Source organism: Mycobacterium shinjukuense (genome assembly GCF_010730055.1).
Lineage (GTDB): Bacteria > Actinomycetota > Actinomycetes > Mycobacteriales > Mycobacteriaceae > Mycobacterium > Mycobacterium shinjukuense.
The window spans coordinates 2,877,074-2,897,555 of sequence record NZ_AP022575.1 but is presented as its reverse complement, the minus strand read 5'-3'; the positions used below and the strand labels follow the sequence as shown (position 1 = coordinate 2,897,555).

The 20,482-nt window shown below is 70.8% G+C and carries 15 protein-coding genes and 2 pseudogenes; 7 read left to right on the top strand and 10 right to left on the bottom strand.

Annotated features, from left to right (window positions below; genetic code table 11):
* Positions 1-8: 8 nt before the first annotated feature.
* Both G6N20_RS12990 and G6N20_RS12985 read right to left on the bottom strand, forming a co-directional pair.
* Positions 9-743 (bottom strand): beta-phosphoglucomutase family hydrolase, encoded by a 735-nt coding sequence (locus tag G6N20_RS12990; RefSeq protein WP_083045845.1) that lies wholly within the window; start codon positions 741-743, stop codon positions 9-11.
* Positions 744-809: 66 nt separating this feature from the next.
* Positions 810-1,223 carry a cold shock domain-containing protein gene (locus tag G6N20_RS12985; RefSeq protein WP_083045844.1) on the bottom strand — a complete coding sequence of 138 codons (414 nt, stop codon included), beginning with the start codon at positions 1,221-1,223 and terminating at the stop codon, positions 810-812.
* A gap of 175 nt (positions 1,224-1,398) precedes the next feature.
* Between G6N20_RS12985 and guaA the strand changes: the two genes are divergently transcribed.
* Positions 1,399-2,952: a glutamine-hydrolyzing GMP synthase gene (guaA, locus tag G6N20_RS12980; protein WP_083045843.1), complete on the top strand. Its 1,554-nt coding sequence runs from the start codon at positions 1,399-1,401 to the stop codon at positions 2,950-2,952.
* Between the two features lie 223 nt (positions 2,953-3,175).
* Here the strand turns inward: guaA and G6N20_RS12975 are convergent, their stop codons facing one another.
* Positions 3,176-3,742, bottom strand: coding sequence for a hypothetical protein (locus G6N20_RS12975; RefSeq protein ID WP_232065339.1), 567 nt, complete (start codon positions 3,740-3,742; stop codon positions 3,176-3,178).
* A 142-nt stretch (positions 3,743-3,884) separates the two neighbouring features.
* On the opposite strand from G6N20_RS12975, the gene G6N20_RS12970 reads away from it, so the two are divergent.
* Entirely contained in the window at positions 3,885-4,487 is a 603-nt protein-coding gene (locus G6N20_RS12970; protein WP_083045841.1) for a hypothetical protein, read from the top strand.
* 3 nt (positions 4,488-4,490) lie between these two features.
* Entirely contained in the window at positions 4,491-6,068 is a 1,578-nt protein-coding gene (locus G6N20_RS12965) for a DNA polymerase Y family protein (RefSeq protein WP_142271812.1), read from the top strand.
* Positions 6,069-6,122: 54 nt separating this feature from the next.
* Here the strand turns inward: G6N20_RS12965 and G6N20_RS12960 are convergent.
* From G6N20_RS12960 to G6N20_RS12950, 3 genes and pseudogenes are all read right to left on the bottom strand, one after another.
* Positions 6,123-7,123: pseudogene (locus G6N20_RS12960) on the bottom strand (nucleoside hydrolase).
* A 100-nt stretch (positions 7,124-7,223) separates the two neighbouring features.
* Positions 7,224-9,149 carry an SDR family oxidoreductase gene (locus G6N20_RS12955; RefSeq protein ID WP_083045839.1) on the bottom strand — a complete coding sequence of 642 codons (1,926 nt, stop codon included), beginning with the start codon at positions 9,147-9,149 and terminating at the stop codon, positions 7,224-7,226.
* Between the two features lie 48 nt (positions 9,150-9,197).
* The gene (locus G6N20_RS12950; protein WP_083045838.1) at positions 9,198-9,911 is read right to left on the bottom strand and encodes a histidine phosphatase family protein; all 714 of its coding nucleotides are present in this window, start codon (positions 9,909-9,911) and stop codon (positions 9,198-9,200) included.
* 73 nt (positions 9,912-9,984) lie between these two features.
* On the opposite strand from G6N20_RS12950, the gene G6N20_RS12945 reads away from it, so the two are divergent.
* Positions 9,985-10,857, top strand: coding sequence for a MaoC/PaaZ C-terminal domain-containing protein (locus G6N20_RS12945; protein ID WP_083045837.1), 873 nt, complete (start codon positions 9,985-9,987; stop codon positions 10,855-10,857).
* A 70-nt stretch (positions 10,858-10,927) separates the two neighbouring features.
* Here the strand turns inward: G6N20_RS12945 and G6N20_RS12940 are convergent.
* Positions 10,928-13,103, bottom strand: a pseudogene (locus G6N20_RS12940) (PE family protein).
* 180 nt (positions 13,104-13,283) lie between these two features.
* Between G6N20_RS12940 and G6N20_RS12935 the strand changes: the two are divergent.
* Positions 13,284-13,559, top strand: coding sequence for a type II toxin-antitoxin system Phd/YefM family antitoxin (locus tag G6N20_RS12935; RefSeq protein WP_083052305.1), 276 nt, complete (start codon positions 13,284-13,286; stop codon positions 13,557-13,559).
* Positions 13,559-13,951 carry a type II toxin-antitoxin system VapC family toxin gene (locus G6N20_RS12930; protein WP_083052302.1) on the top strand — a complete coding sequence of 131 codons (393 nt, stop codon included), beginning with the start codon at positions 13,559-13,561 and terminating at the stop codon, positions 13,949-13,951. The genes G6N20_RS12935 and G6N20_RS12930 overlap by 1 nt, the downstream gene beginning before the upstream one ends.
* A gap of 69 nt (positions 13,952-14,020) precedes the next feature.
* On the opposite strand, the gene otsB is transcribed toward G6N20_RS12930, so the two are convergent.
* Together otsB and G6N20_RS12920 are read right to left on the bottom strand one after the other, a co-directional pair.
* Positions 14,021-15,163 (bottom strand): trehalose-phosphatase, encoded by a 1,143-nt coding sequence (gene otsB, locus G6N20_RS12925; protein WP_083052299.1) that lies wholly within the window; start codon positions 15,161-15,163, stop codon positions 14,021-14,023.
* Positions 15,164-15,205: 42 nt separating this feature from the next.
* Positions 15,206-16,552, bottom strand: coding sequence for a WS/DGAT/MGAT family O-acyltransferase (locus tag G6N20_RS12920; RefSeq protein WP_083052296.1), 1,347 nt, complete (start codon positions 16,550-16,552; stop codon positions 15,206-15,208).
* Between the two features lie 153 nt (positions 16,553-16,705).
* Here G6N20_RS12920 and dnaE2 point away from each other — a divergent pair, with 153 nt between their 5' ends.
* Positions 16,706-19,984 carry an error-prone DNA polymerase DnaE2 gene (dnaE2, locus tag G6N20_RS12915; RefSeq protein ID WP_179961470.1) on the top strand — a complete coding sequence of 1,093 codons (3,279 nt, stop codon included), beginning with the start codon at positions 16,706-16,708 and terminating at the stop codon, positions 19,982-19,984.
* A gap of 81 nt (positions 19,985-20,065) precedes the next feature.
* On the opposite strand, the gene G6N20_RS12910 is transcribed toward dnaE2, so the two are convergent.
* Positions 20,066-20,476 carry a TIGR03667 family PPOX class F420-dependent oxidoreductase gene (locus G6N20_RS12910; protein ID WP_083052293.1) on the bottom strand — a complete coding sequence of 137 codons (411 nt, stop codon included), beginning with the start codon at positions 20,474-20,476 and terminating at the stop codon, positions 20,066-20,068.
* Positions 20,477-20,482: the final 6 nt, after the last annotated feature.

Here is a 20,482-nt window from a genome sequence, read left to right as displayed (position 1 = left end):
ATCATGCCCTACAGCAGCTCGGCGAGATCGGTGACCACCACGTCGGCGCCGCTGCGGCGCAAGGCCTCGGCCTGGCCCACCCGATCGACGCCCACCACGAAGCCGAAATTGCCCGCCTGGGCGGCCTGCACGCCCGACAGGGCGTCCTCGAACACCGCAGCCGCGTCCGGGGCGACGTTGAGCAGTTGCGCCCCGCGCAGGAAGGAGTCGGGGGCCGGTTTGCCGGCGATGTGCTCGTCGCGCAGCGTCACCCCGTCCACCCGCTGCTGGACGAACCGGTCCAGGCCGGTGGTTTCCAGCACGTCGCGGGTGTTGGCGCTGGATGACACCACCGCGATGCCGAGACCCGCGGCCGACACCGCCTCCAGGTAGCGCCGGGATCCGTCGAACACGTCGACGCCGTCTTCGTGCAGCACCTTCTGGAACATCTCGTTTTTGCGGTTGCCCAGGCCGTATATTGTCTCGGCGTCGGCGGGGTCGTCGGGATGGCCGTCGGGAAGTTCGATGCCCCGGCTGCCGAGAAACGACCGCACGCCGTCCTCGCGTTTCTTGCCGTCCACGTACTGCCGGTAGTCCGCCGCCGGGTCGAAGGGGACAAACGGTTCGCCGGTGCGCTGGGCGCGCTGGGACAGGTAGGCGTCGAACATGGCCTTCCAGGCCTTGGTATGCAGGCTCGCGGTGTCGGTGAGCACACCGTCGAGGTCGAACAGACAAGCGCGCACCTGCTCCGGCAGACCCAGCACGGGGACCTCACTTTCGGTTGGTTGGTACCAGCGCGCGCCCGTACCCGCTGGTTGGTCCGCGAGGAGCTATGAATCAATCAAGCCCTGCTTGCGGGCCAGCTGTTCAAAGCTGCTCCGCACGGCGAGGATCTGCTGGGCATTGAGCGGCGGAGTGATCTGCAACAGCTTTTCGGTCACCAGATGGAGAAATTCCTCGGGCGACAGCACGTCGAAATATTCGTCAGCCGCTTCGGTTTCGTCGACATCGGTGACCACGGGGCGGGTCGGCGCGGTGTCGGCCGCCAGGCGGACATTGGTCGCAAACTTGCCGCGATCGCCTTCTTCGACCTCAAAGGAGACCCGGGTGCCCCGGGTGGCCAGCCGCTTCTCCATTTCCAGGTCGTTGACGTGCAGAAAGACATCTTCCCCGCCGATATCTGGCGTGATGAAGCCGTATCCGCGCACCTCGTCGAAACGAACGATCTTCCCTGCGACCCGCACCCTGAACCCCTTATCAGCCCGACACCGACAATCGGTGATCGTACCGGTATGCCTCGGGCGTGGTGGAGCCGGGAGGGGTCTGGCCGGCATGGTGAAACCGACTATTTCGCACCGGGTTCCACCTCCGGTAGGCGGCGGGTCGGGCGGAACGCTGGTCGCACTAGACTCGGTACCCGTGGAATCAGCGTCGCCGCGGCCGGTATTGGTGGTCGACTTCGGTGCCCAGTACGCGCAATTGATCGCTCGTCGTGTCCGAGAGGCTCGCGTTTATTCAGAGGTGATCGGCCACACCGCGTCGCTGGCCGAGATCCAGGCCCGCCGCCCGCTGGCGCTCATCCTTTCCGGTGGACCGGCCAGCGTCTACGCCGAGGACGCCCCGCGACTGGACCCGGCCCTGCTCGACCTGGGCCTGCCGGTGTTCGGCATCTGCTACGGGTTTCAGGCGATGGCGCAGGCGCTCGGTGGGACCGTCGCCCGCACCGGTACCAGCGAGTACGGTCGGACTGAGCTGAAAGTCCTTGGCGGCGAGCTGCATTCGGGTTTGCCCGAGATACAGCCGGTGTGGATGAGCCATGGTGACGCGGTCACGGTGGCACCGGACGGGTTCGATGTGGTGGCCTGCAGCGCGGGCGCCCCGGTGGCCGCGTTCGAGTCCGCCGAGCGCCGCCTGGCCGGGGTGCAGTACCACCCGGAGGTGATGCACAGCCCGCATGGGCAACAGGTGCTCAGCCGGTTTCTGCACGACTTCGCGGGGCTGGGTGCCCAGTGGACGGCCGCCAACATCGTCGGCACCCTGATCGAGCAGGTGCGTGCGCAGATCGGCGACGGGCATGCGATCTGTGGGCTGTCCGGGGGGGTGGATTCCGCGGTGGCCGCGGCTCTGGTGCAGCGCGCCATCGGCGACCGGTTGACCTGTGTCTTCGTCGACCACGGGCTGTTGCGCGCCGGCGAGCGCGCGCAGGTGCAACGCGATTTCGTGGCGGCCACCGGCGCACATCTGGTCACCGTCGACGCGGCGGAGACCTTCCTGGAAGCGCTGTCGGGCGTGCGCGCCCCGGAGGGTAAACGCAAGATCATCGGTCGCCAGTTCATCCGCGCGTTCGAGGGCGCGGTGCGGGATGTGTTGGATGGCAAGTCGATTGATTTTCTGGTGCAGGGCACGCTGTATCCGGACGTGGTGGAATCCGGCGCGGGCAGCGGCACCGCGAACATCAAGAGCCACCACAATGTCGGCGGCCTGCCCGACGACCTGAAGTTCACCCTGGTCGAGCCGTTGCGGCTGCTGTTCAAAGACGAGGTGCGCGCGGTCGGACGGGAGTTGGGTCTGCCGGAGGAAATCGTTGCCCGCCAACCGTTTCCGGGACCGGGGTTGGGCGTCCGGATCGTCGGCGAGGTCACCGCGAAGCGGCTGGAAACCCTGCGCCGCGCCGATTCCATTGCGCGCGAGGAGCTGACCGCGGCGGGCCTGGACCACCAGATCTGGCAGTGCCCGGTGGTGCTGCTGGCCGACGTCCGCTCGGTCGGCGTGCAGGGCGACGGGCGCACCTACGGCCACCCGATCGTGCTGCGTCCGGTGTCCAGCGAGGACGCCATGACCGCCGACTGGACCCGGGTGCCCTACGAGGTGCTGGAGCGCATCTCGACCCGGATCACCAACGAGGTCGCCGAGGTCAACCGCGTGGTGCTGGACATCACCAGCAAACCGCCCGCCACCATCGAGTGGGAGTAGCCCGGGGTGGAGGAGCCGGCCCGGCGTCGTGTCACACGCGCCACATTGGTATCTGTCGGAGGTGGATGGTCGTTGTGCCCGCCTTCGAGCGACAAGCGGGGCCGCCCCAGTGGTTGTCGCTTCAAGGTGGGCACCTTGGGTGCCGGCCCGGGCAGGGGCTCCGGTGACCAATGTGACCAATGCGCCTGAGGTGGCCCGCGGTGTGTGGCGAACGGTCGAACGGCTAGTCCACCAGCTCGCGTCTGCCGTAGGCAATGGTGGCGGCACTCCAGTGGCCGCCGGATTCGTCGACGAGCCGGTGGGCGATGTCGAGATCGCCGTCGCCGGCGACCAGGATCAAGGTGCGGTCGGTGATGGTGACGGATCCGCCCAGTAATCGGTGGTGCGCGGCCGAATCGGCGACGAAAGCATCGCGGAACCGGGCAATGTCGATGTCGGGCACGGTGATGATGACGGCGTCGGACGCATGCTGCGGCAGGTAGTCGAAGGTGAGCACCGCTTCTTGGTGGAACTGCCGGCGCAGCGTCTCGGCCGCGGTGTGCAAGGTGGGCTGGTCGGCGACGCACAAATGAAATTCGCGGGCGCGCTCAAAGATGGCCTGCCGCAGCGCATCTGACCAGAACACCCCGTCGACCAGGGTCGATCCCGTCACCGTCGCGCCGTTAAGCGCGAGCAGCTCAACGGCTTGCGGCTCGACCGGCTGCGACTCGTCGTCGGTCACGAACAACTCTGCGGGCCGACAGGACGGCCCGTCACCGCTGGCCGGTGGGGCGGTGGCGGTGCTGCCCAACAGGCCGCAGCACACCAAGAGCCACGCCCAAAGCCACGCCCAGAGCCACGACCGCACAAGGCAGCGTCTCACGCGGCTTGACGCGCGCCGGAGGGCGGGTGTTTACTCGAACATATATTCGAAAACTGGTAGGAGGCTGGTCATGACTGCGGCTGTCGCCTCTGAGCGGCTCGAATCGCTACGACGACGGATGGCCGCGCTGGCTGCCGCCCGTTCGGATGACCTGCAACCGGAGTGGCTGCCGGCGGCGCCGGTGCCGTTGCCCCGGGGAACGGTGGCGGTGCTGTCGGGGGCCCGGTCGCTGCTGCTGCGCATGGTGGCGTCGGTGACGTCGGGCGGGGGTAACGCGGTCATCGTCGGCCAACCGGACATCGGGTTGCTGGCCGCCGTGGAAATGGGGGCGGATCTGAGTCGGCTGGCGGTGATACCCGATCCCGGGAGCGATCCGGTGGAGCTGGCCGGGGTGCTCCTCGACGGCATGGATCTGGTGGTGCTCGGCCTGGGTGGACGCCGGGTGACGCGGGCGCGGGCGCGGGCGGTGGTGGCCCGCGCCCGGCAAAAAGGGTGCACCCTGCTGGTCACCGGCGGCGAGTGGCAGGGGGCGTCGGCGCGGCTTGCGGCCCGGGTCTGCGGCTATGAGGTCACTCCGGCTCTCAGGGGCGTGCCCGTCCCAGGGTTCGGCCGGATCGGTGGGGTGCGGCTGCAGATCAGCGGGGCGTGCGTCGGCCGGGCGCGAACCGGGTGAGTCCTGATGGCTCCTTCCCGGGTGCTGGCGATCTGGTGCATGGACTGGCCCGCGGTCGCGGCGGCCGCGGCCGCGGGCCTGCCCGCGACGGCCGCGGTCGCGGTCACGTCGGCAAACCGGGTGATCGCCTGCTCGGCGACCGCGCGTGCGGCCGGAGTGCGCCGAGGGTTGCGGCGCCGGGAGGCGGCGGCGCGTTGTCCGCACCTGCACACCGCGACCGCCGACGCCGACCGTGACGCCCGGTTCTTCGAAGCGGTGATCGCGGCGGTGGAGGATCTGGTGCCCCGTGTCGAGGTGCTGCGGCCCGGGCTGGCGGTGTTGCCGGTGCGCGGGGCGGTCCGCTTTTTCGGGTCCGAGCGGCTGGCCGCCGAGCGGCTGATCGACGCGGTGGCCGCGGCCGGCGCCGAGTGTCAGGTCGGGATCGCCGACCGGGTGTCCACCGCGGTTTTCGCGGCGCGTGCGGGCCGTGTCCTGCAGCCGGGAGACGACGCGCGGTTTCTGTCGTTGCTGTCCATCCGGCAGCTTGCCACCGAGCCGAGCCTGTCCGGTCGGGGGCGAGATGAGCTGACGGATCTGTTGTGGCGGTTGGGGATTCGCACCATCGGACAGTTCGCCGCGCTGTCTCGCAGCGACGTGGCTTCCCGGTTCGGCGCCGACGCGGTGGCCGCGCACCGGTTCGCCCGCGGCGAACCGGAACGCCCGCCCGCCGGACGTGAGCGGCCGCCGGAATACGACGTTGTGCTGCACTGCGATCCGCCGATCGACCGGGTCGACGCCGCGGCATTCGCCGGGCGTTCGCTGGCCGCCACGCTGCATCGGGCGCTGATGGCCGCCGGGGTGGGCTGCACCCGGCTGGCCATTCACGCCGTCACCGCCAACGGCGAAGAGCGCAGCCGGGTGTGGCGGTGCGCCGAGCCGCTGACCGAGGACGCCACCGCCGACCGGGTGCGCTGGCAACTGGACGGGTGGTTGAACATGCGAACCACCGACCGGCCCACCGCGGCGGTGACGCAGCTGCGGCTGCAGGCGGTCGAGGTGGTTTCCGCATCAGAAGGCCTGCAGTTGCCGTTATGGGGTGGTCTGGGTGAACCGGACAGGCTTCGGGCCCGTCGGGCGCTGGTGCGAGTCCAGGGCTTGCTCGGTCCGGAGGCGGTGCGGGTGCCGGTGCTGTCCGGCGGTCGGGGGCCGGCCGAGCGCATCACGTTGACCCCGCTGGGCGACGAGCCGGTGCCGCAGGCCGACCCGGGCCAGCCGTGGCCCGGCCAACTGCCCGATCCGTCGCCGGCGGTGCTGCTCGACGACCCGGTGGAACTGCTTGACGCCCAAGGAAACCCGATACGGGTGACCAGCCGGGGGATGTTCTCCGCGGACCCGGCGCGACTGACCGCCCGGGGCCGCGACGACCGGTTGCGCTGGTGGGCCGGACCCTGGCCGGTCGACGAGCGGTGGTGGGACCTGGAGGCGGGCGGTCAGGGGAGCCGTGCCGCCCGCGCCCAGGTGTTGCTGGACGGCGATCCCGGCACCGCGCTGCTGCTGTGCTACCGCCAGCGGCGGTGGTATCTGGAGGGGATCTACGAATAACTTCCGCCGAGCGTGACGTCAGGGCGAGAATTTCGGGAAAATCGCGCCACCAGTTCACGTTCGGCGTGAGAATCGTCCGACCCGTTCGATGAACCGGTCGAAGAACACCGCCGGGTCGACACCAATGCCTAGCTGCGCGTTGGGTTGTCGGGCTCCTGACCAATCGGCCACCGTTGCACCCGTCAGCGCGACATCCACCGTCACGGCCCGGGTCGTCACCAGCCGCGGGTCCAGCGCCACCGCGGCGGCCAGCGGGTCGTGCAGATACGCCAGATATCCGTGTCCGCGCTCTTCGTGGGACTCGAAGTAGAACCGCAGCGCGTCCTCGATCACCCGCATCAGCGGAGACGGGCCCGACACGGACGCCAGCCTGGCCAGCAGGTCCGGTGTCATCGCGACACGCCGGGTCAGATCCAACCCCGTCGATCTTGTCACCCGCATTCGCCTTGTCGGGGGTCCGGTGTCATCGCGACACGCCGGGTCAGATCCAAGCCGCACACGATCGGAAGTTGGTGTCGCCCCGCCCAGCCGGCAAGTACTTCGCCGGCCGCCTCGGGGTCCACCCGGATATTCCACTCGGCACCCCGATCCTGGCCGGCGAACACCCCGCCCATGATCACCAGCCGGCGCAGCAGCCTCGGCAGCTCGGGTTCGGCGCGCAGCGCCAGCGCCAGGTTGGTCAGCGGGCCGGTGACCAGGCCGACCAGCTCCCCGGCGTGGCGGTGCGCCGCCTGCACCCAGGCCGCCGTGGCGTCGTGGCCGGTCAACCGGCGACCGGTGGGCGGCAGCTCGGCGTAACCTAAACCCTTGGGGCCGTGAAACTTTGGGTGATCGGGCCACCGACCGCTCAGCGGCTCGTCGGCACCTTTGGACACGGGTATATCTGCGGCGCAACACAATTCGAGCACACCGAGGTTGTTGGCGCACACCTGATCCACTTCGATGTTCCCGCCGGTGCAGGCGATGCCGACCAGATCGGCGTCACTGGCCAGCAGATAGATCAGCGCCAGGGCGTCGTCGATGCCGGTGTCAACGTCGACGAAAACCGGGGGCACCGCGATCACGATACGCCTGCCGCACACCATCGCCGGCCCGCACCCGAAGGAGAGATCCACGAACCTGGCCTGCCCAAGGACCAGGACCTGCCAGACGTGGTTACCAATGCACGCCGGGCACCAGCCGTCCCCAGCGTCTGACCGGTCGGGGGATCCCCATGCGGGCCGGGCGGTTGGGTCGACGGGCGGTGCGGTCGCCGTCCGGTGGTGAAATTCCCTGTGCTGCAGGCGAATCAGGATAGCCTAGATACAGCTGATGCAGGACACGGCGGGCCAGCCGCGGCGCGACGTAGTTGCCGACCTCGGCCAGCGTGCCCAGCGGGGTGTCGATGCGCGCCGGCTTTTCGACCAGCCCTCGCACAACCATGGCCGCCGCGTGTTCGGCGCTGATCGCGCGCACCGGGTTGAGCCGTCGGGACGGGGCGATCATCGGGGTGGCCACCAGCGGCATGTGGATGTTGGTGAACGTGATGTGGTCGGACAGCGTCTCGGAGGCTACCACGTCGGCGAATGCGTCCAAGGCCGCCTTGGTGGGCAGATACGAGCTGTATCGGGGGTTGCGGGCCTGCACGCCGGCGCTGGAGACGTTGACGACGTGGCCGAACCGGCGCTCGCGCCAGTGCGGCAGCAGCGCCAGCACCATCCGCACCGCGCCGAAGTAGTTGACCGCCATCACCCGTTCGTAGTCGTGCAACCGGTCGGTGGCGTTGACCACCGACCGCCGGATCGACCGGCCCGCGTTGTTCACCAGATAGTCGACATGGTCGAACCGGCCCAGGATGTCCTTGACGGTGTGCTCCACCGACGCGGAATCGGTGACGTCGCAGGTGAACGCGTACGCCTGGCCGCCGCCGGCGCGGATCTCGGCGACCAGCCCATCCAGCGCGTCGCCGTTGCGGGCCAGCGCGAACACCGTCGCGCCCCGTTTGGCCACGGCGATCGCGGCCGCCCGGCCGATGCCGCTGGAGGCGCCGGTGATGATGACGTGCCGGCCCACCAGCGGATGGTTGCGACGGGCGCGGTCGGGGTCGAGATGCTCGGCCCAGTACCGCCACAGCTGGGGTGCGTACGTGGCGAACTCGGGCACGTGAATGCCGGTGCCGCGCAACGCCTCCCGGGTTGCGTCCGACGTGAACGTGGTGGCGGAGTCGACGACGTCGAAAATCTCGGCGGGAATTCCCAGTTGGGTGGCCGCCATGTCGCGCAGCACCTTGGCGCGGCCACGGGCGTTGAGCACCGGTGCGGCCACAGAGCCGGGCAGCGGCCCGAGCAGCGGGGGCAGTCCGGCCGCGCCGGCGATCCCGCGGTAGATGCCGCGCAGTCCGATGGCTGTCGGCGCGGTCAGGTGAAACGTCTGCCCATCCCGGCCCGCGGCGTGCATGAGCGCCACCAGGGCGTCGGCGACGTAGTCGACCGGGACGATGTTGATGCGCCCGGTGTCGGGCAGCAGCATCGGGGTGAACGACGGCAACGCCGCCAGCTTGGCCAACACCCCGAAGACGTGGTACGGCCCGTCGACCCGGTCCATCTCGCCGGTACGCGAATCACCCACCACCACCGCCGGGCGGTAGATGCGGTACCGCAGCCCGGGCGCCGAACGCACCAGCGACTCGGCGTCAAACGCCGTGCGGTGATACGGGGTCGGCAGGCGCTGGCCGACGTCGAAGTCGGCCTCGGTGTACTCGCCGGTGAAGTCTCCGGCCACCGCGATCGACGACACGTGGTGCAGCGTGGCGCCCAGCCGCTGGGCCAGCTCGACGGCGGCGCGGGTGCCGACCGCCGCGCAGTGCACCAGATGGTCGATGTCGCCCAGCTCGGCGATGGTCTCCTCGGCCAATCGGAGCCGCGTGAGGTCACCGACCAGCGGTCGTGCCCGCTCGCCCCACCGGCCGGCGAGGCGCTCGAAGCGGGCCAGCGACGAGCGGCGGACCAGCACCCACAGTTGCGCGTCGGGCCGGCCGTCCAGCAGGCGGGATACCACGTGGCGCCCGATAAACCCGGTACCGCCGGTAACGACATACCGCATGGGGTCATGGTGGCGGCATCCGGCCGCCGGCGTCAACCGTGGGGTCGGTCAGCTGAAGTCGCGGACTCCGTCCCACTCCACCAGCGTCCAGCCGGTGTCCGGGTTGCCGGTGATGACCACCCGCCCGGCATTCGGCAGAGGGTGGCTGTTGAACAGGCTGATCTTGGGGTTCTTGACGTTCATCAGCGTCCACACCATGATCGCCGCGCCCTGGGAGATCGCCACCGGTTTGTTGTGGCCGCTGTCGTAGATCTTGCGAACCGCGCCGGCGAACTGGGAGTTGAAATCGCTGCCGCTGAGCGAGCCCGGGATGCTGGTGTCGACATCGCCGTTGACCCACTGCGCCGGCGCCACCAGATACGTCGAGTTGGCCATCGATTCGGGTTTGCCATTGTACCAGCCGGCCCCGATGGGCTGCAGGCCGGGAAGGATCTCGACTTGCCGACTGAGTTCGCTGGCCAGCGGCGCGGCGGTCTGCTGGGCGTCGGCCATGGGGGAGGCGTAGATGCTGTCGAACTGGTTGCGCGCGACCTGGTTGGCCAACTGCTGAGCCTGCGATTTGCCCTCGGCGGACAGGCCGGGCCCCGGGGCGCCGGTGTCGATGATCCCGTCGGCGTTGGCCTGGGATTGCGCGTTGCGGATGAAGGTCACGGTGATGCTGCGTGCCTGCGGGCCGCCGCCGCCGCAGGCGCCGACGACCACCGCCGCGGCGAGCACGGCTACGACTTTGCAGGCCTTCCGGATCGGGGTGCGCTTCGCCATGGCGATAGCCTGCCCTGCCGACACCGTCGGGGGGAAGGGTTTGCGATGATTTTCCAACCGGGAGGAGACTGGCATGGCGATTGATCCCAACGCCGTCGGCGCGACGACCGAGCCGGTGTTGTTCGAGTGGACCGACCGGGACACGCTGCTCTACGCGATCGGGGTGGGCGCCGGGACCGAAGACCTGTCCCTGACCACCGAGAACAGCCACGGCATCACCCAGCAGGTGTTGCCGACGTTCGCGGTGATCTGCTGCCCGGCGTTCGGCGCGGCCGGCAAGGTCGGCAAGTTCAACTGGGCCAGGCTGCTGCACGGCTCGCAGGCCGTGCGGCTGCATGCACCGCTGCCGGCGGCGGGAAAGCTGTCGGTGGTCTGCGAGGTCGCCGACATCCAGGACAAGGGCGAGGGCAAGAACGCGATCGTCGTGCTGCGCGCCCGCGGTTGCGACCCGGACTCGGGCGCGCTGATCGCCGAGACGCTGACCACGCTGGTCATCCGGGGTGCGGGCGGCTTCGGGGGCGTGAAGGGGGAGCGGCCGGCCGCGCCGGAATTTCCCGACCGCGAGCCGGACGCCCGCATCGACCTGCCCACCCGCGAGGACCAGGCGCTGATCTACCGGCTGTCCGGCGACCGCAACCCGCTGCACAGCGACCCCTGGTTCGCCACCCAGCTGGCCGGGTTTCCCAAGCCGATCCTGCACGGGCTGTGCACCTACGGCTTCACGGGCCGCGCGCTGGTCGCCGAGCTCGGCGGCGGCGTGGCGGCCAACATCACCTCGATCGCCGCGCGGTTCACCAAGCCGGTGTTTCCCGGTGAGACGCTGTCGACGGTGATCTGGCGCACCGAGCCGGGCAAGGCGGTGTTTCGCACCGAGGTCGCCGGTTTCGACGGCGCCGAGGCGCGGGTGGTGCTCGACGACGGCGCGGTGGAGTACGTGGCGGGTTAGCCCCGCCGAGCAGACGCGAAAGCCCCCGAAAATGGGCATTTTCGGGGGCTTTCGCGTCTGCTCGCGGGCCTTAGGTGCCGTCGGCGCCGGTGGTTCCGGGGGCGCCGAACAGCGTGCCGCCGGTGCCGCCGGCGGCGCCGGCGCCGCCGGTGCCGGGGGTGGCGCCGGTTCCGCCGTTGCCGCCGCCACCGCCGTTGCCGCCGTTGCCGATGAGCTGGGCGTTGCCGCCGACCGCGCCGACGCCGCCATTGCCGCCGTTGCCGGCGGTAGTGCCGGTCCCGCCGTTGCCGCCGTTGCCGCCGGACCCGCCACCACCGCCGTTGCCGAGCTGCCCGGCAAGCCCGCCGGCGCCACCGCTGCCGCCGTTGCCGGCGTTGCCGCCCACGACGCTGTTCCCGGCGGCCTTCCCGCCGTTGCCGCCGGTCCCACCGGCTCCGCCGACCCCACCATTGCCAGCAAGCAGTCCGGCCGTGCCGCCGGCGCCGCCGTTGCCGCCATTGCCGCCGGTGCCGCCCGTTTGGCCCGCTTCGTTGGTGGTCGAGGTGTTGTTCCCGCCGTGGCCGCCGGCCCCGCCGGCCCCGGCATCGCCGATCAGCCACCCGCCGTTGCCTCCGGCGCCGCCGTTGCCGCCGTCGCCAGCGACCGCATCGGCCCTTCTGCCGGCGGTGTTCCCGCCGGCGCCGCCGTCCCCGCCGTGGCCGCCGGCTCCGATCAGCCGGGCGCTCCCGCCGGCCCCGCCGTGGCCGGCGGCCCCGCCGTCGCTGCCATTGCCGCCGCCGGTGTTGGCCCCGCCGGCCCCGCCGTTGCCGCCGTCCCCGCCGTTGCCGTACAGCTGACCACCGGCGCCGCCGGCGCCGCCGTTCCCGGCGTCGCCGCCCCTGCCCAAGCCACCGGTTTGGTTTCCGCCGGCGCCGCCGGCCCCGCCGGCGCCGCCGGCGCCGATCAGCCCAGCATTCGCGCCGGCCCCGCCACCGCCGCCGGCGCCCGCGTTTCCGGAGGCGCCGGCCCCGCCGGCCCCGCCGGCCCCGCCGTTGCCGTACAGCCACGCTCCAGAGCCGCCGGCTCCGCCGGCACCGCCGGTGCCGCCGGTGGCACCGCCGGCGTTGTTGAGCCCACCGGCGCCGCCGGCACCGCCGGTCCCGCCGCTGCCGTGGAGCCACCCGGCCGCCCCGCCGGCCCCGCCGGTCCCTCCGGTGCCCCCGGTGAGGGTGGCGCCACCGCTGGAATTCACCCCGCCGGCCCCGCCGGTCCCGCCGGCGCCACCATCGCCGACCAGGTACCCGCCGCCGCCGCCGGCGCCGCCGGCACCGCCGTTGCTGGCGGCCGGGCCGGTCTCGGTGTTTTGCCCGCCGATGCCGCCGGTCCCGCCGGTCCCGCCGGCGCCGAACAGCCCGGCGTGCCCGCCGGCCCCGCCGGCGCCGCCGACCGAAGAGGTCAAGCTGTTAAAGCCGCTGCCGCCGTTGCCGCCGGTGCCGCCGGCCCCGCCGTCGCCGAACAACCAGCCGCCGTCACCGCCGGCGCCGCCGGCGCCGCCGGCCCCGCCGGGGGTGACGGCGTTGCCGATGGCGGCGGCGGCGCCGCCTCGCCGCCCGGCCCCACAGCCAGGCCCGGCCGCCGGCCCCGCCGGCCCCGCCGTGACCACCGGTTCCGGTGCCCGCGCCCCCGATGCCGCCGGCCCCGCCGTTGCCGTACAGCCACCCGCCGTTGCCGCCGAGGCCGCCGGCGGCGCCGGCCCCGCCGCCGCCGCCGGCCCCGCCGTTGCCGATCAACCCCGCGCTGCCGCCGTTGCCGCCGGCCACCCCGGCGGTCGTCTGGGTAAAGCCGTTGCCGCCGTTGCCGAACAGCAGGCCGCCGTTTTGGCCGTCCGGGCTTTCGGCCGTGCCGTTGGCGCCGTCGCCGATCAGCGGGCGGCCGAACAGTGTCTGGGTGGGCGCGTTGATCGCGTTGAGCACCATCTGCTCGACGGTGTGGCTCTCGGCGGCCGCATACAGGTTGCCGCCGGAGGTCAGGGCCTGCACGAACTGGTCGTGAAAGATCGTCGCCTGGGCGCTGAGCGCCTGATAGGCCTGGGCGTGCTGGCCAAACAGCGCCGAGATGGCCAGCGACACCTCGTCGGCGCCGGCCGCGGCAACCTGGATCGTCGGGGCCGCCGCCGCCGCGGTCGCGGCGCTGATCGCCGACCGGATGCCGGCCAAATCGGTTGCCGCCGCTGCCAGCATCTCGGGGTTCGCGATCACAAACGACATGGCTGTCCTCCCATCAATGGGGCGAAGCGTATCGCCGATCACGGCATCACGTCTGGTGTTTCGCCGCGGGGGCCCCGGTGGACCCCAAGCGGCGGCCACTAATTAACACGGACGTTACTTAAAGCCTGCACAAGTCGGACGCCGGGCCAGGAGGCGGCCTCTTGTGCTACAGTTAGCACAATGACTTCGGTGGGTGTGCGTGAGCTGCGGCAGCGGGCCAGCGAGCTGCTGCGCCGTGTCGAGGCCGGCGAGACGATCGAGATCACCGACCGCGGCCGGCCCGTCGCCCTGCTCTCGCCGCTGCCGCAGGGCGGTCCATATGAGCAGCTGCTGGCAAGCGGCGAGATCGAGCGTGCCACGCTCGACGCCGCTGATCTGCCCGAACCGCTCGACCTCGACGCGGGCGTCGAGCTGCCGTCGGTGACGCTTGCGCGCCTGCGTGAGCACGAGCGTTGATGGCGGCCATCTATCTTGACTCGTCCGCCATCGTCAAGCTCGCGGTTCGTGAGCCGGAGTCGGACGCGCTGCGCCGCTACCTTCGCACCCGCCACCCGCGGGTGTCGAGTGCCTTTGCGCGCGCGGAGGTCATGCGGGCCCTGCTTGACAAGGGTGAATCAGCGCGGAGAGCCGGCCGCCGGGCGCTGGCTCATCTCGATCTGCTGCGCGTCGACAAGCGCGTCCTCGATCTCGCTGGTGGGCTGCTGCCATTCGAGCTGCGCACGCTCGATGCCATCCACTTGGCGACGGCGCAGCGGCTCGGCGTCGATCTGGGCCGGTTGTGCACCTACGACGACCGGATGCGCGACGCCGCCAAGACGCTCGGCATGACCGTGATCGCCCCGTCGTAACCCGGCGAGCAGACGCAAAAGCCCCCAAATCCGACCGGATTTGGGGGCTTTTGCGTCTGCTCGCGGGCCTTAGGTGCCGCTGAGCCGGCGCGCCAACCGGGCGGTGAACTCGACGACCCGTGCCGGACCGTCCAGCGCGAACAGCGCGGCGGTGGCGCGGTCACCGTCCTCGGTGTGGCGCACCACGATGGGAACACCATCGGGGCAGACCACGTCGAACGCGTCCTCGTCGGTGATGTCGTCTCCGACATAGATCGCAACCAGCGGACCCGACCCCGCCCGGTGCAGGTGATCGATCACCCAGCGCAGCGTCTTCCCCTTGTCCCAGTCGACATCCGGGCGCAGCTCAATGACCTCGCGCCCGGTCGTCACCCGCAGCCCATGACGCTGGCCCGCGGTGCGCACCGCGGCGGTCACCTCGCCGACCCGGTCACGCGCCGCGTTGCGGTAGTGCACGGCGACGCCAAACCGCTTGTGCTCCACCGCAACACCGGGGATGGGTCCAAGTTGGTCGCGGAGCTCGGCCGCCGCTCCCGCCAGCACCGGTATGGCCGCCGCCGCGGCGTCGTTGTGGTGGTGCGTTCCGTCGGGTGCGGTCAACTCGAAACCATGGCTGCCGGCGTACCAGATCCCGGGGAGCCCCACGCGCGCGGACACGTCGGCGAGGTCGCGGCCGCTGAGGATGGCGACCGGGCACCGCGCGGCCAACTGGTGGAGTGCCTCGACGGCCCCGGGCGCGGGCCTGGCCGCGTCGGGATCGTCCACGATGTCCGACAGCGTGCCGTCGAAGTCGAAGAACACCGCGGGCCGGCGGGCGGTGAGCCAGTCCGCCACGTCCAGGGCAGCCGACGCGTCGGGAAGCGCAGACATCCGCCGGTCCCCGGTGCGTACGCCGACGTCGCTCAGGTCCGCCACCACCGCGTCGGCGCCGCAACGTCGCAGGGCGTCCCGGTGTCCCGTCCGGTCGACCCCGATGACCAGCGCGAACCCGCCGCCGCGGGCGGCGGTGACGGCGGCCGCATGAGCCGTGACGACGGCGCAGCGGCCCGGCCGGGCGGCCGCCGCGATCGGGACGTGCCGCGAAAAGACGTCGGTGCCGACGCCGGCCTCGTGCAGGCGCCGAGTCAGCGCCTCGGTGGCGTCCAACGCGGCGTCGAACAGCACCGCGTCATGGCGGCGCGGGTCGATGGTGACCGGCCCCAACTTGCGCACGGCCCCACCTTCTCACGGGGGTCAACGCCGACGCAGATGGCGTCAGTGACGTGCTCGGGCGGTCGGCACAGAGGGCCGCCCCCGCCGCGCGGCGCTGGGGAGTGCGCGGGATGAACGCTTGCGGCGATCCTTGGTGAACAGCAGCACGGAGTCGTGGCTGAGCGCTACCAGACGTGCCACACCCAGTTCGATACCGTTGACCAGCTGCTGCATTTCGGACGCGGCGTCATAGTCAGCGGTGATGCCGAACACCAGCTCATCGCCGTAGCTGAGGACCGCGACCCCGGTGCTCAGCTGCAGCGCGGTGGGCGGGATGGGCAGCACCTGGTCCACCTTCTGGCCCATCAGCCGTAACTGGTGGCGTGGCCCGGGCGCACTGGTCGCCAGGGTGATGATGCCTTGTTGCGGTAACCGAGCTAGCGCGTGAATCATCTTGGCGCACAACATGAAAGGCGTATAGTCCGAGAGGCTGCCGGTGCGGCTACCGTTGTGCTGGGTCTGGTTCAACCGGTTGTGCACGGTGCGCAGTCGCTGCACCGGGTCGTCGGTGTCGACGGGGAGATAGGGCAGCATGGCCGAGCTGCCATCGGATTTCTCTAGGGTACGCAGTGAGTCGGCGCGGGGTTGTTGGCCGCGGTGCAGCAGGACCGTTCGGAAGCCCTCGGTGATGGCCGCGAGCGCGACGTCGTTGGCGGTCACCCCAAACTTGTGGCACACGGCGTCGACGGCGGCGCGGGGAACGCGCACCGTTTGGTACCGCCGCCTGGTGGTGACCGGGCGGGCCGGTGACGTCACCGCGGGCCAGCTGGCGGCGCGTGCCGCAGCCGTGCAGACGGCGCCAGCGATGCTGACGGACGTTCGCCACAGGGTATCGGCCCAGCCGCGCGCATCGCTATGCGGCGGAATCTGTTTGATATCAACATTGTTAGCGAAGGCACTACTGTTGGCATCGTCGCAGAGCCTAGCCAGCAGGTGGGCCGCCGACATGGCGCCGGCCATGCAATGGTGGATCTTTATCAAGATCGCCCAGCGGTTGCCGTCGAGGCCTTCGATGATCCAGCACTCCCACAGCGGGCGGTCCGGGTCGAGGGGACGCTCGAGGGCCAGCGCGATGGCCCGGAACAGCTCGGCTTCGTCGCCAGGCCGGGGAAGCGCCACCCGTCGCACGTGCTGGGTGAGGTCGAATCCGGGATAGTCGATCCACTCGGCCGCCAACACCTGGGTACATCGAGGTATCGACTTAAGCCGTTCTGCGAGAACCGTTTTGAGCTGGTCGTAGCTGGGGGCGGCACCGTTGACGACGGCAACTGCGCCGATCGCCAGGCTCGGGTGCCGCTCCGGATCGCGGGACGTGAGAAAACCCGCATCCAGCGCCGTCAGTTGTGCCATGACAAGTCCCCACCGTCGTTTTGCGACCCCAGGTATAAGTGTCCGCCGGACCGCACCGGAAGCAGAAGGCCCAAACGGTTAAGAACATGTTTCGCAGGTGAAGATGCGCTGAATAACTGGTCTATCGAACAAGTGTTCGATAGACTGTGGAATGTGGGTTGGAGCAACGGGCCGCCGAGCTGGGCGGAAATGGAGCGGGTGCTTAACGGCAAGCCGCGCCACGCCGGTGCGTCGGCCGCCGCCGAGCCCGCCGATGACGGTCCGCGCTCCCGCCGGCGCGGGACGTACCAGCCGCCGGACCGGGACCGGGTCGGATCGTCGGTCGCGTATGCCGAGCTGCATGCGCATACGGCGTACAGCTTCCTCGACGGGGCCAGCACGCCGGAGGAGTTGGTCGAGGAGGCCGCCCGGCTGGATCTGCGTGCCCTGGCGCTGACCGACCACAACGGCCTGTACGGGGCGGTACGGTTCGCCGAAGCGGCCGCGGAACTCGACGTGCGCACGGTCTTCGGCGCCGAGCTGTCACTGGGCGCCACGGCTCGCACCGAGCGGCCGGACCCGCCCGGCCCGCATCTGCTGGTGCTGGCCCGCGGCCCGGAAGGCTACCGGCGGCTGTCGCGGCAACTGGCCGCGGCGCATCTGGCCGGCGGCGAAAAGGGCAAGCCGCGCTACGACTTCGACGCGCTGACCGAGGCCGCCGGCGGGCACTGGCACATCCTGACTGGCTGCCGCAAAGGCCATGTGCGCCAAGCGCTTTCCCAGGGTGGCCCGGCCGCCGCGCAGCGGGCACTGGCCGATCTGGTGGACCGGTTCACCCCCAGCCGGGTCAGCATCGAGCTGACCCATCATGGTCACCCGCTCGACGACGAACGCAACGCCGCGCTGGCCGGGCTGGCGCCGCGCTTCGGTGTCGGCGTCGTCGCCACCACCGGGGCGCACTTCGCGGATCCGTCACGTGGGCGGCTGGCGATGGCGATGGCGGCCATCCGGGCCCGGCGGTCGCTGGACTCCGCGGCCGGGTGGCTGGCCCCGCTGGGTGGGGCGCACCTGCGCTCCGGGGAGGAGATGGCCCGGCTGTTCGCGTGGTGCCCCGAAGCGGTGACCGCGGCCGCCGAGCTCGGCGAGCGGTGCGCCTTTGGCCTACGGCTCATCGCGCCGCGGCTGCCGCCGTTCGAGGTTCCCGACGGGCACACCGAGGACAGCTGGCTGCGGTCGTTGGTCATGGCCGGTGCCCGCGACCGCTACGGGCCGGTGGAGCGGGCGCGAAAGGCCTACTCCCAGATCGAGCATGAGCTGAAAGTCATTGCACAGCTGGGATTTCCGGGGTATTTCCTGGTGGTGCACGACATCACCCGGTTTTGCCGCCGCAACGACATCCTGTGTCAGGGCCGGGGATCGGCGGCCAACTCCGCGGTCTGCTATGCCCTCGGCGTCACCGCCGTCGACCCGGTGGCCAACGAGCTGTTGTTCGAACGTTTCCTCTCGCCGGCCCGCGACGGGCCACCCGACATCGACATCGACATCGAGTCGGATCAGCGCGAAAAGGTCATCCAGTACGTCTACCACAAATACGGCCGCGACTACGCCGCCCAGGTCGCCAACGTCATCACCTACCGGGGGCGCAGCGCGGTGCGTGACATGGCCCGCGCCCTGGGCTTCTCGCCGGGTCAGCAGGACGCGTGGAGCAAGCAGATCGGCCACTGGACCGGGCAGGCCGACGACGTAGACGGCATCCCCGAGCAGGTGATCGACCTGGCCACCCAGATCCGCAACCTGCCGCGGCATCTGGGCATTCACTCCGGCGGCATGGTCATCTGCGACCGCCCGATCGCCGACGTGTGCCCGGTGGAATGGGCGCGCATGGCCAACCGCAGCGTCCTGCAATGGGACAAAGACGACTGCGCGGCAATCGGCTTGGTGAAATTCGACCTACTCGGGCTGGGCATGCTCTCGGCGCTGCACTATGCGAAAGACCTGGTGGCCGAGCACAAGGGCATCGAGGTGGACCTGGCCCGCCTCGACCTCTCCGAGCCGGCGGTCTACGAGATGCTGGCCCGCGCCGATTCCGTCGGCGTGTTCCAGGTGGAGTCACGTGCGCAGATGGCCACCCTGCCGCGCCTTAAGCCGCGGGTGTTCTACGACCTGGTGGTGGAGGTGGCGCTGATCCGCCCCGGGCCCATCCAGGGCGGATCGGTGCACCCCTACATCCGGCGGCGCAACGGCGTCGACCCGGTCGTCTACGAGCACCCGTCGATGGCGCCGGCATTGCGAAAGACGTTGGGAGTGCCGCTGTTTCAGGAGCAGCTGATGCAGTTGGCGGTCGACTGCGCCGGCTTTTCCGCCGCCGAGGCCGACCAGCTGCGCCGCGCCATGGGGTCCAAACGCTCGACCGAACGGATGCGCCGGCTGCGCGGCCGGTTCTACGACGGCATGCGCGCGCTGCACGGCGCTCCCGACGAGGTGATCGACCGGATCTACGAAAAGCTGGAGGCGTTCGCCAATTTCGGCTTCCCCGAGAGCCACGCGCTGTCCTTCGCGTCGCTGGTGTTCTACTCGGCGTGGTTCAAGCTGCATCACCCGGCGGCGTTCTGTGCGGCGCTGCTGCGCGCCCAGCCGATGGGTTTCTATTCGCCGCAGTCGCTGGTGGCCGACGCCCGCCGGCACGGCGTGGTGGTGCACGGCCCGTGTGTCAATGCCAGCCTGGCGCACGCCACGTGTGAGAACGCCGGAACGGAGGTGCGTTTGGGCTTGGGCGCCGTCCGCTACCTCGGCGCCGAGCTGGCCGAGAAGCTGGTCGCGGAGCGAACAGCCAACGGCCCGTTCACCTCCCTGCTGGACCTGACGTCGCGGGTGCAGCTTTCCGTGCCGCAGGCCGAAGCGTTGGCGACGGCCGGGGCGCTGGGCTGCTTCGGCATGTCGCGACGGGAGGCGCTGTGGGCGGCCGGGGCCGCGGCCACGGGCCGGCCGGACCGGTTACCCGGGGTGGGCTCGTCGCCGCACATCCCGGCGCTGCCGGGGATGAGCGGGCTGGAGCTGGCCGCCGCCGACGTGTGGGCCACCGGCGTCTCCCCGGACAGCTATCCGACGCAGTTCCTGCGGGCCGACCTGGACGCGATGGGGGTGCTGCCCACCGAGAAGCTGGGATCGGTGCCCGACGGCGATCGGGTGCTGATCGCCGGGGCGGTGACCCATCGGCAGCGACCCGCCACGGCCCAGGGGGTGACGTTCATCAACCTCGAAGACGAGACCGGGATGGTCAACGTGCTCTGCACGCCGGGAGTGTGGGCGCGACACCGCAAGCTCGCGCACACGGCGCCGGCGCTGCTGATCCGCGGCCAGGTCCAAAACGCCAGCGGCGCAATCACCGTCGTCGCCGAACGGATGGGCCGCCTCACCCTGGCGGTCGGCGCCAAGTCGCGCGACTTCCGGTGAACCTCTGCGCCGACAGTGAAACGGGCGACGCGACACGCCGCAAACGCGTCGTGGATTTCACTCTGGCCGCGAGCGAGGACGCTAGCCCGTGGGCGTCGTCCACACCCGGGTCGGGGTGATCTTCAGCCGGGTGCTGTAGGCGGCGATCGCCTCGGTCAGCCCGAACTTCGCGGCGTCGTCGCGGTACTTGGCCCAGTACGGCGCGTCGTCGCGGCAGTCGACATCGGTGGCGTCCACCACGGCGGTCCCGCCCACGACGATGATCCCGCCGCCGTTGCCGTCGGAGTCCAGGTTCAGGCTGACCTGCGGATGGGCGGTGATGTGGGCGATCTTGGCGGCGTTCGGCATGGAGTACACCGTCAGGTCGGTCCCGTCGAAGTAGAACCACACCAGCCGCGGAACCGGCTGCCCCGATCGGGCGACCGTGGTCAACCACCCGTAAAGGTCGGACGTGAGCCTGGCAGAAACCTCTTGTGTCAGTTCGACGCTCATGGCCCA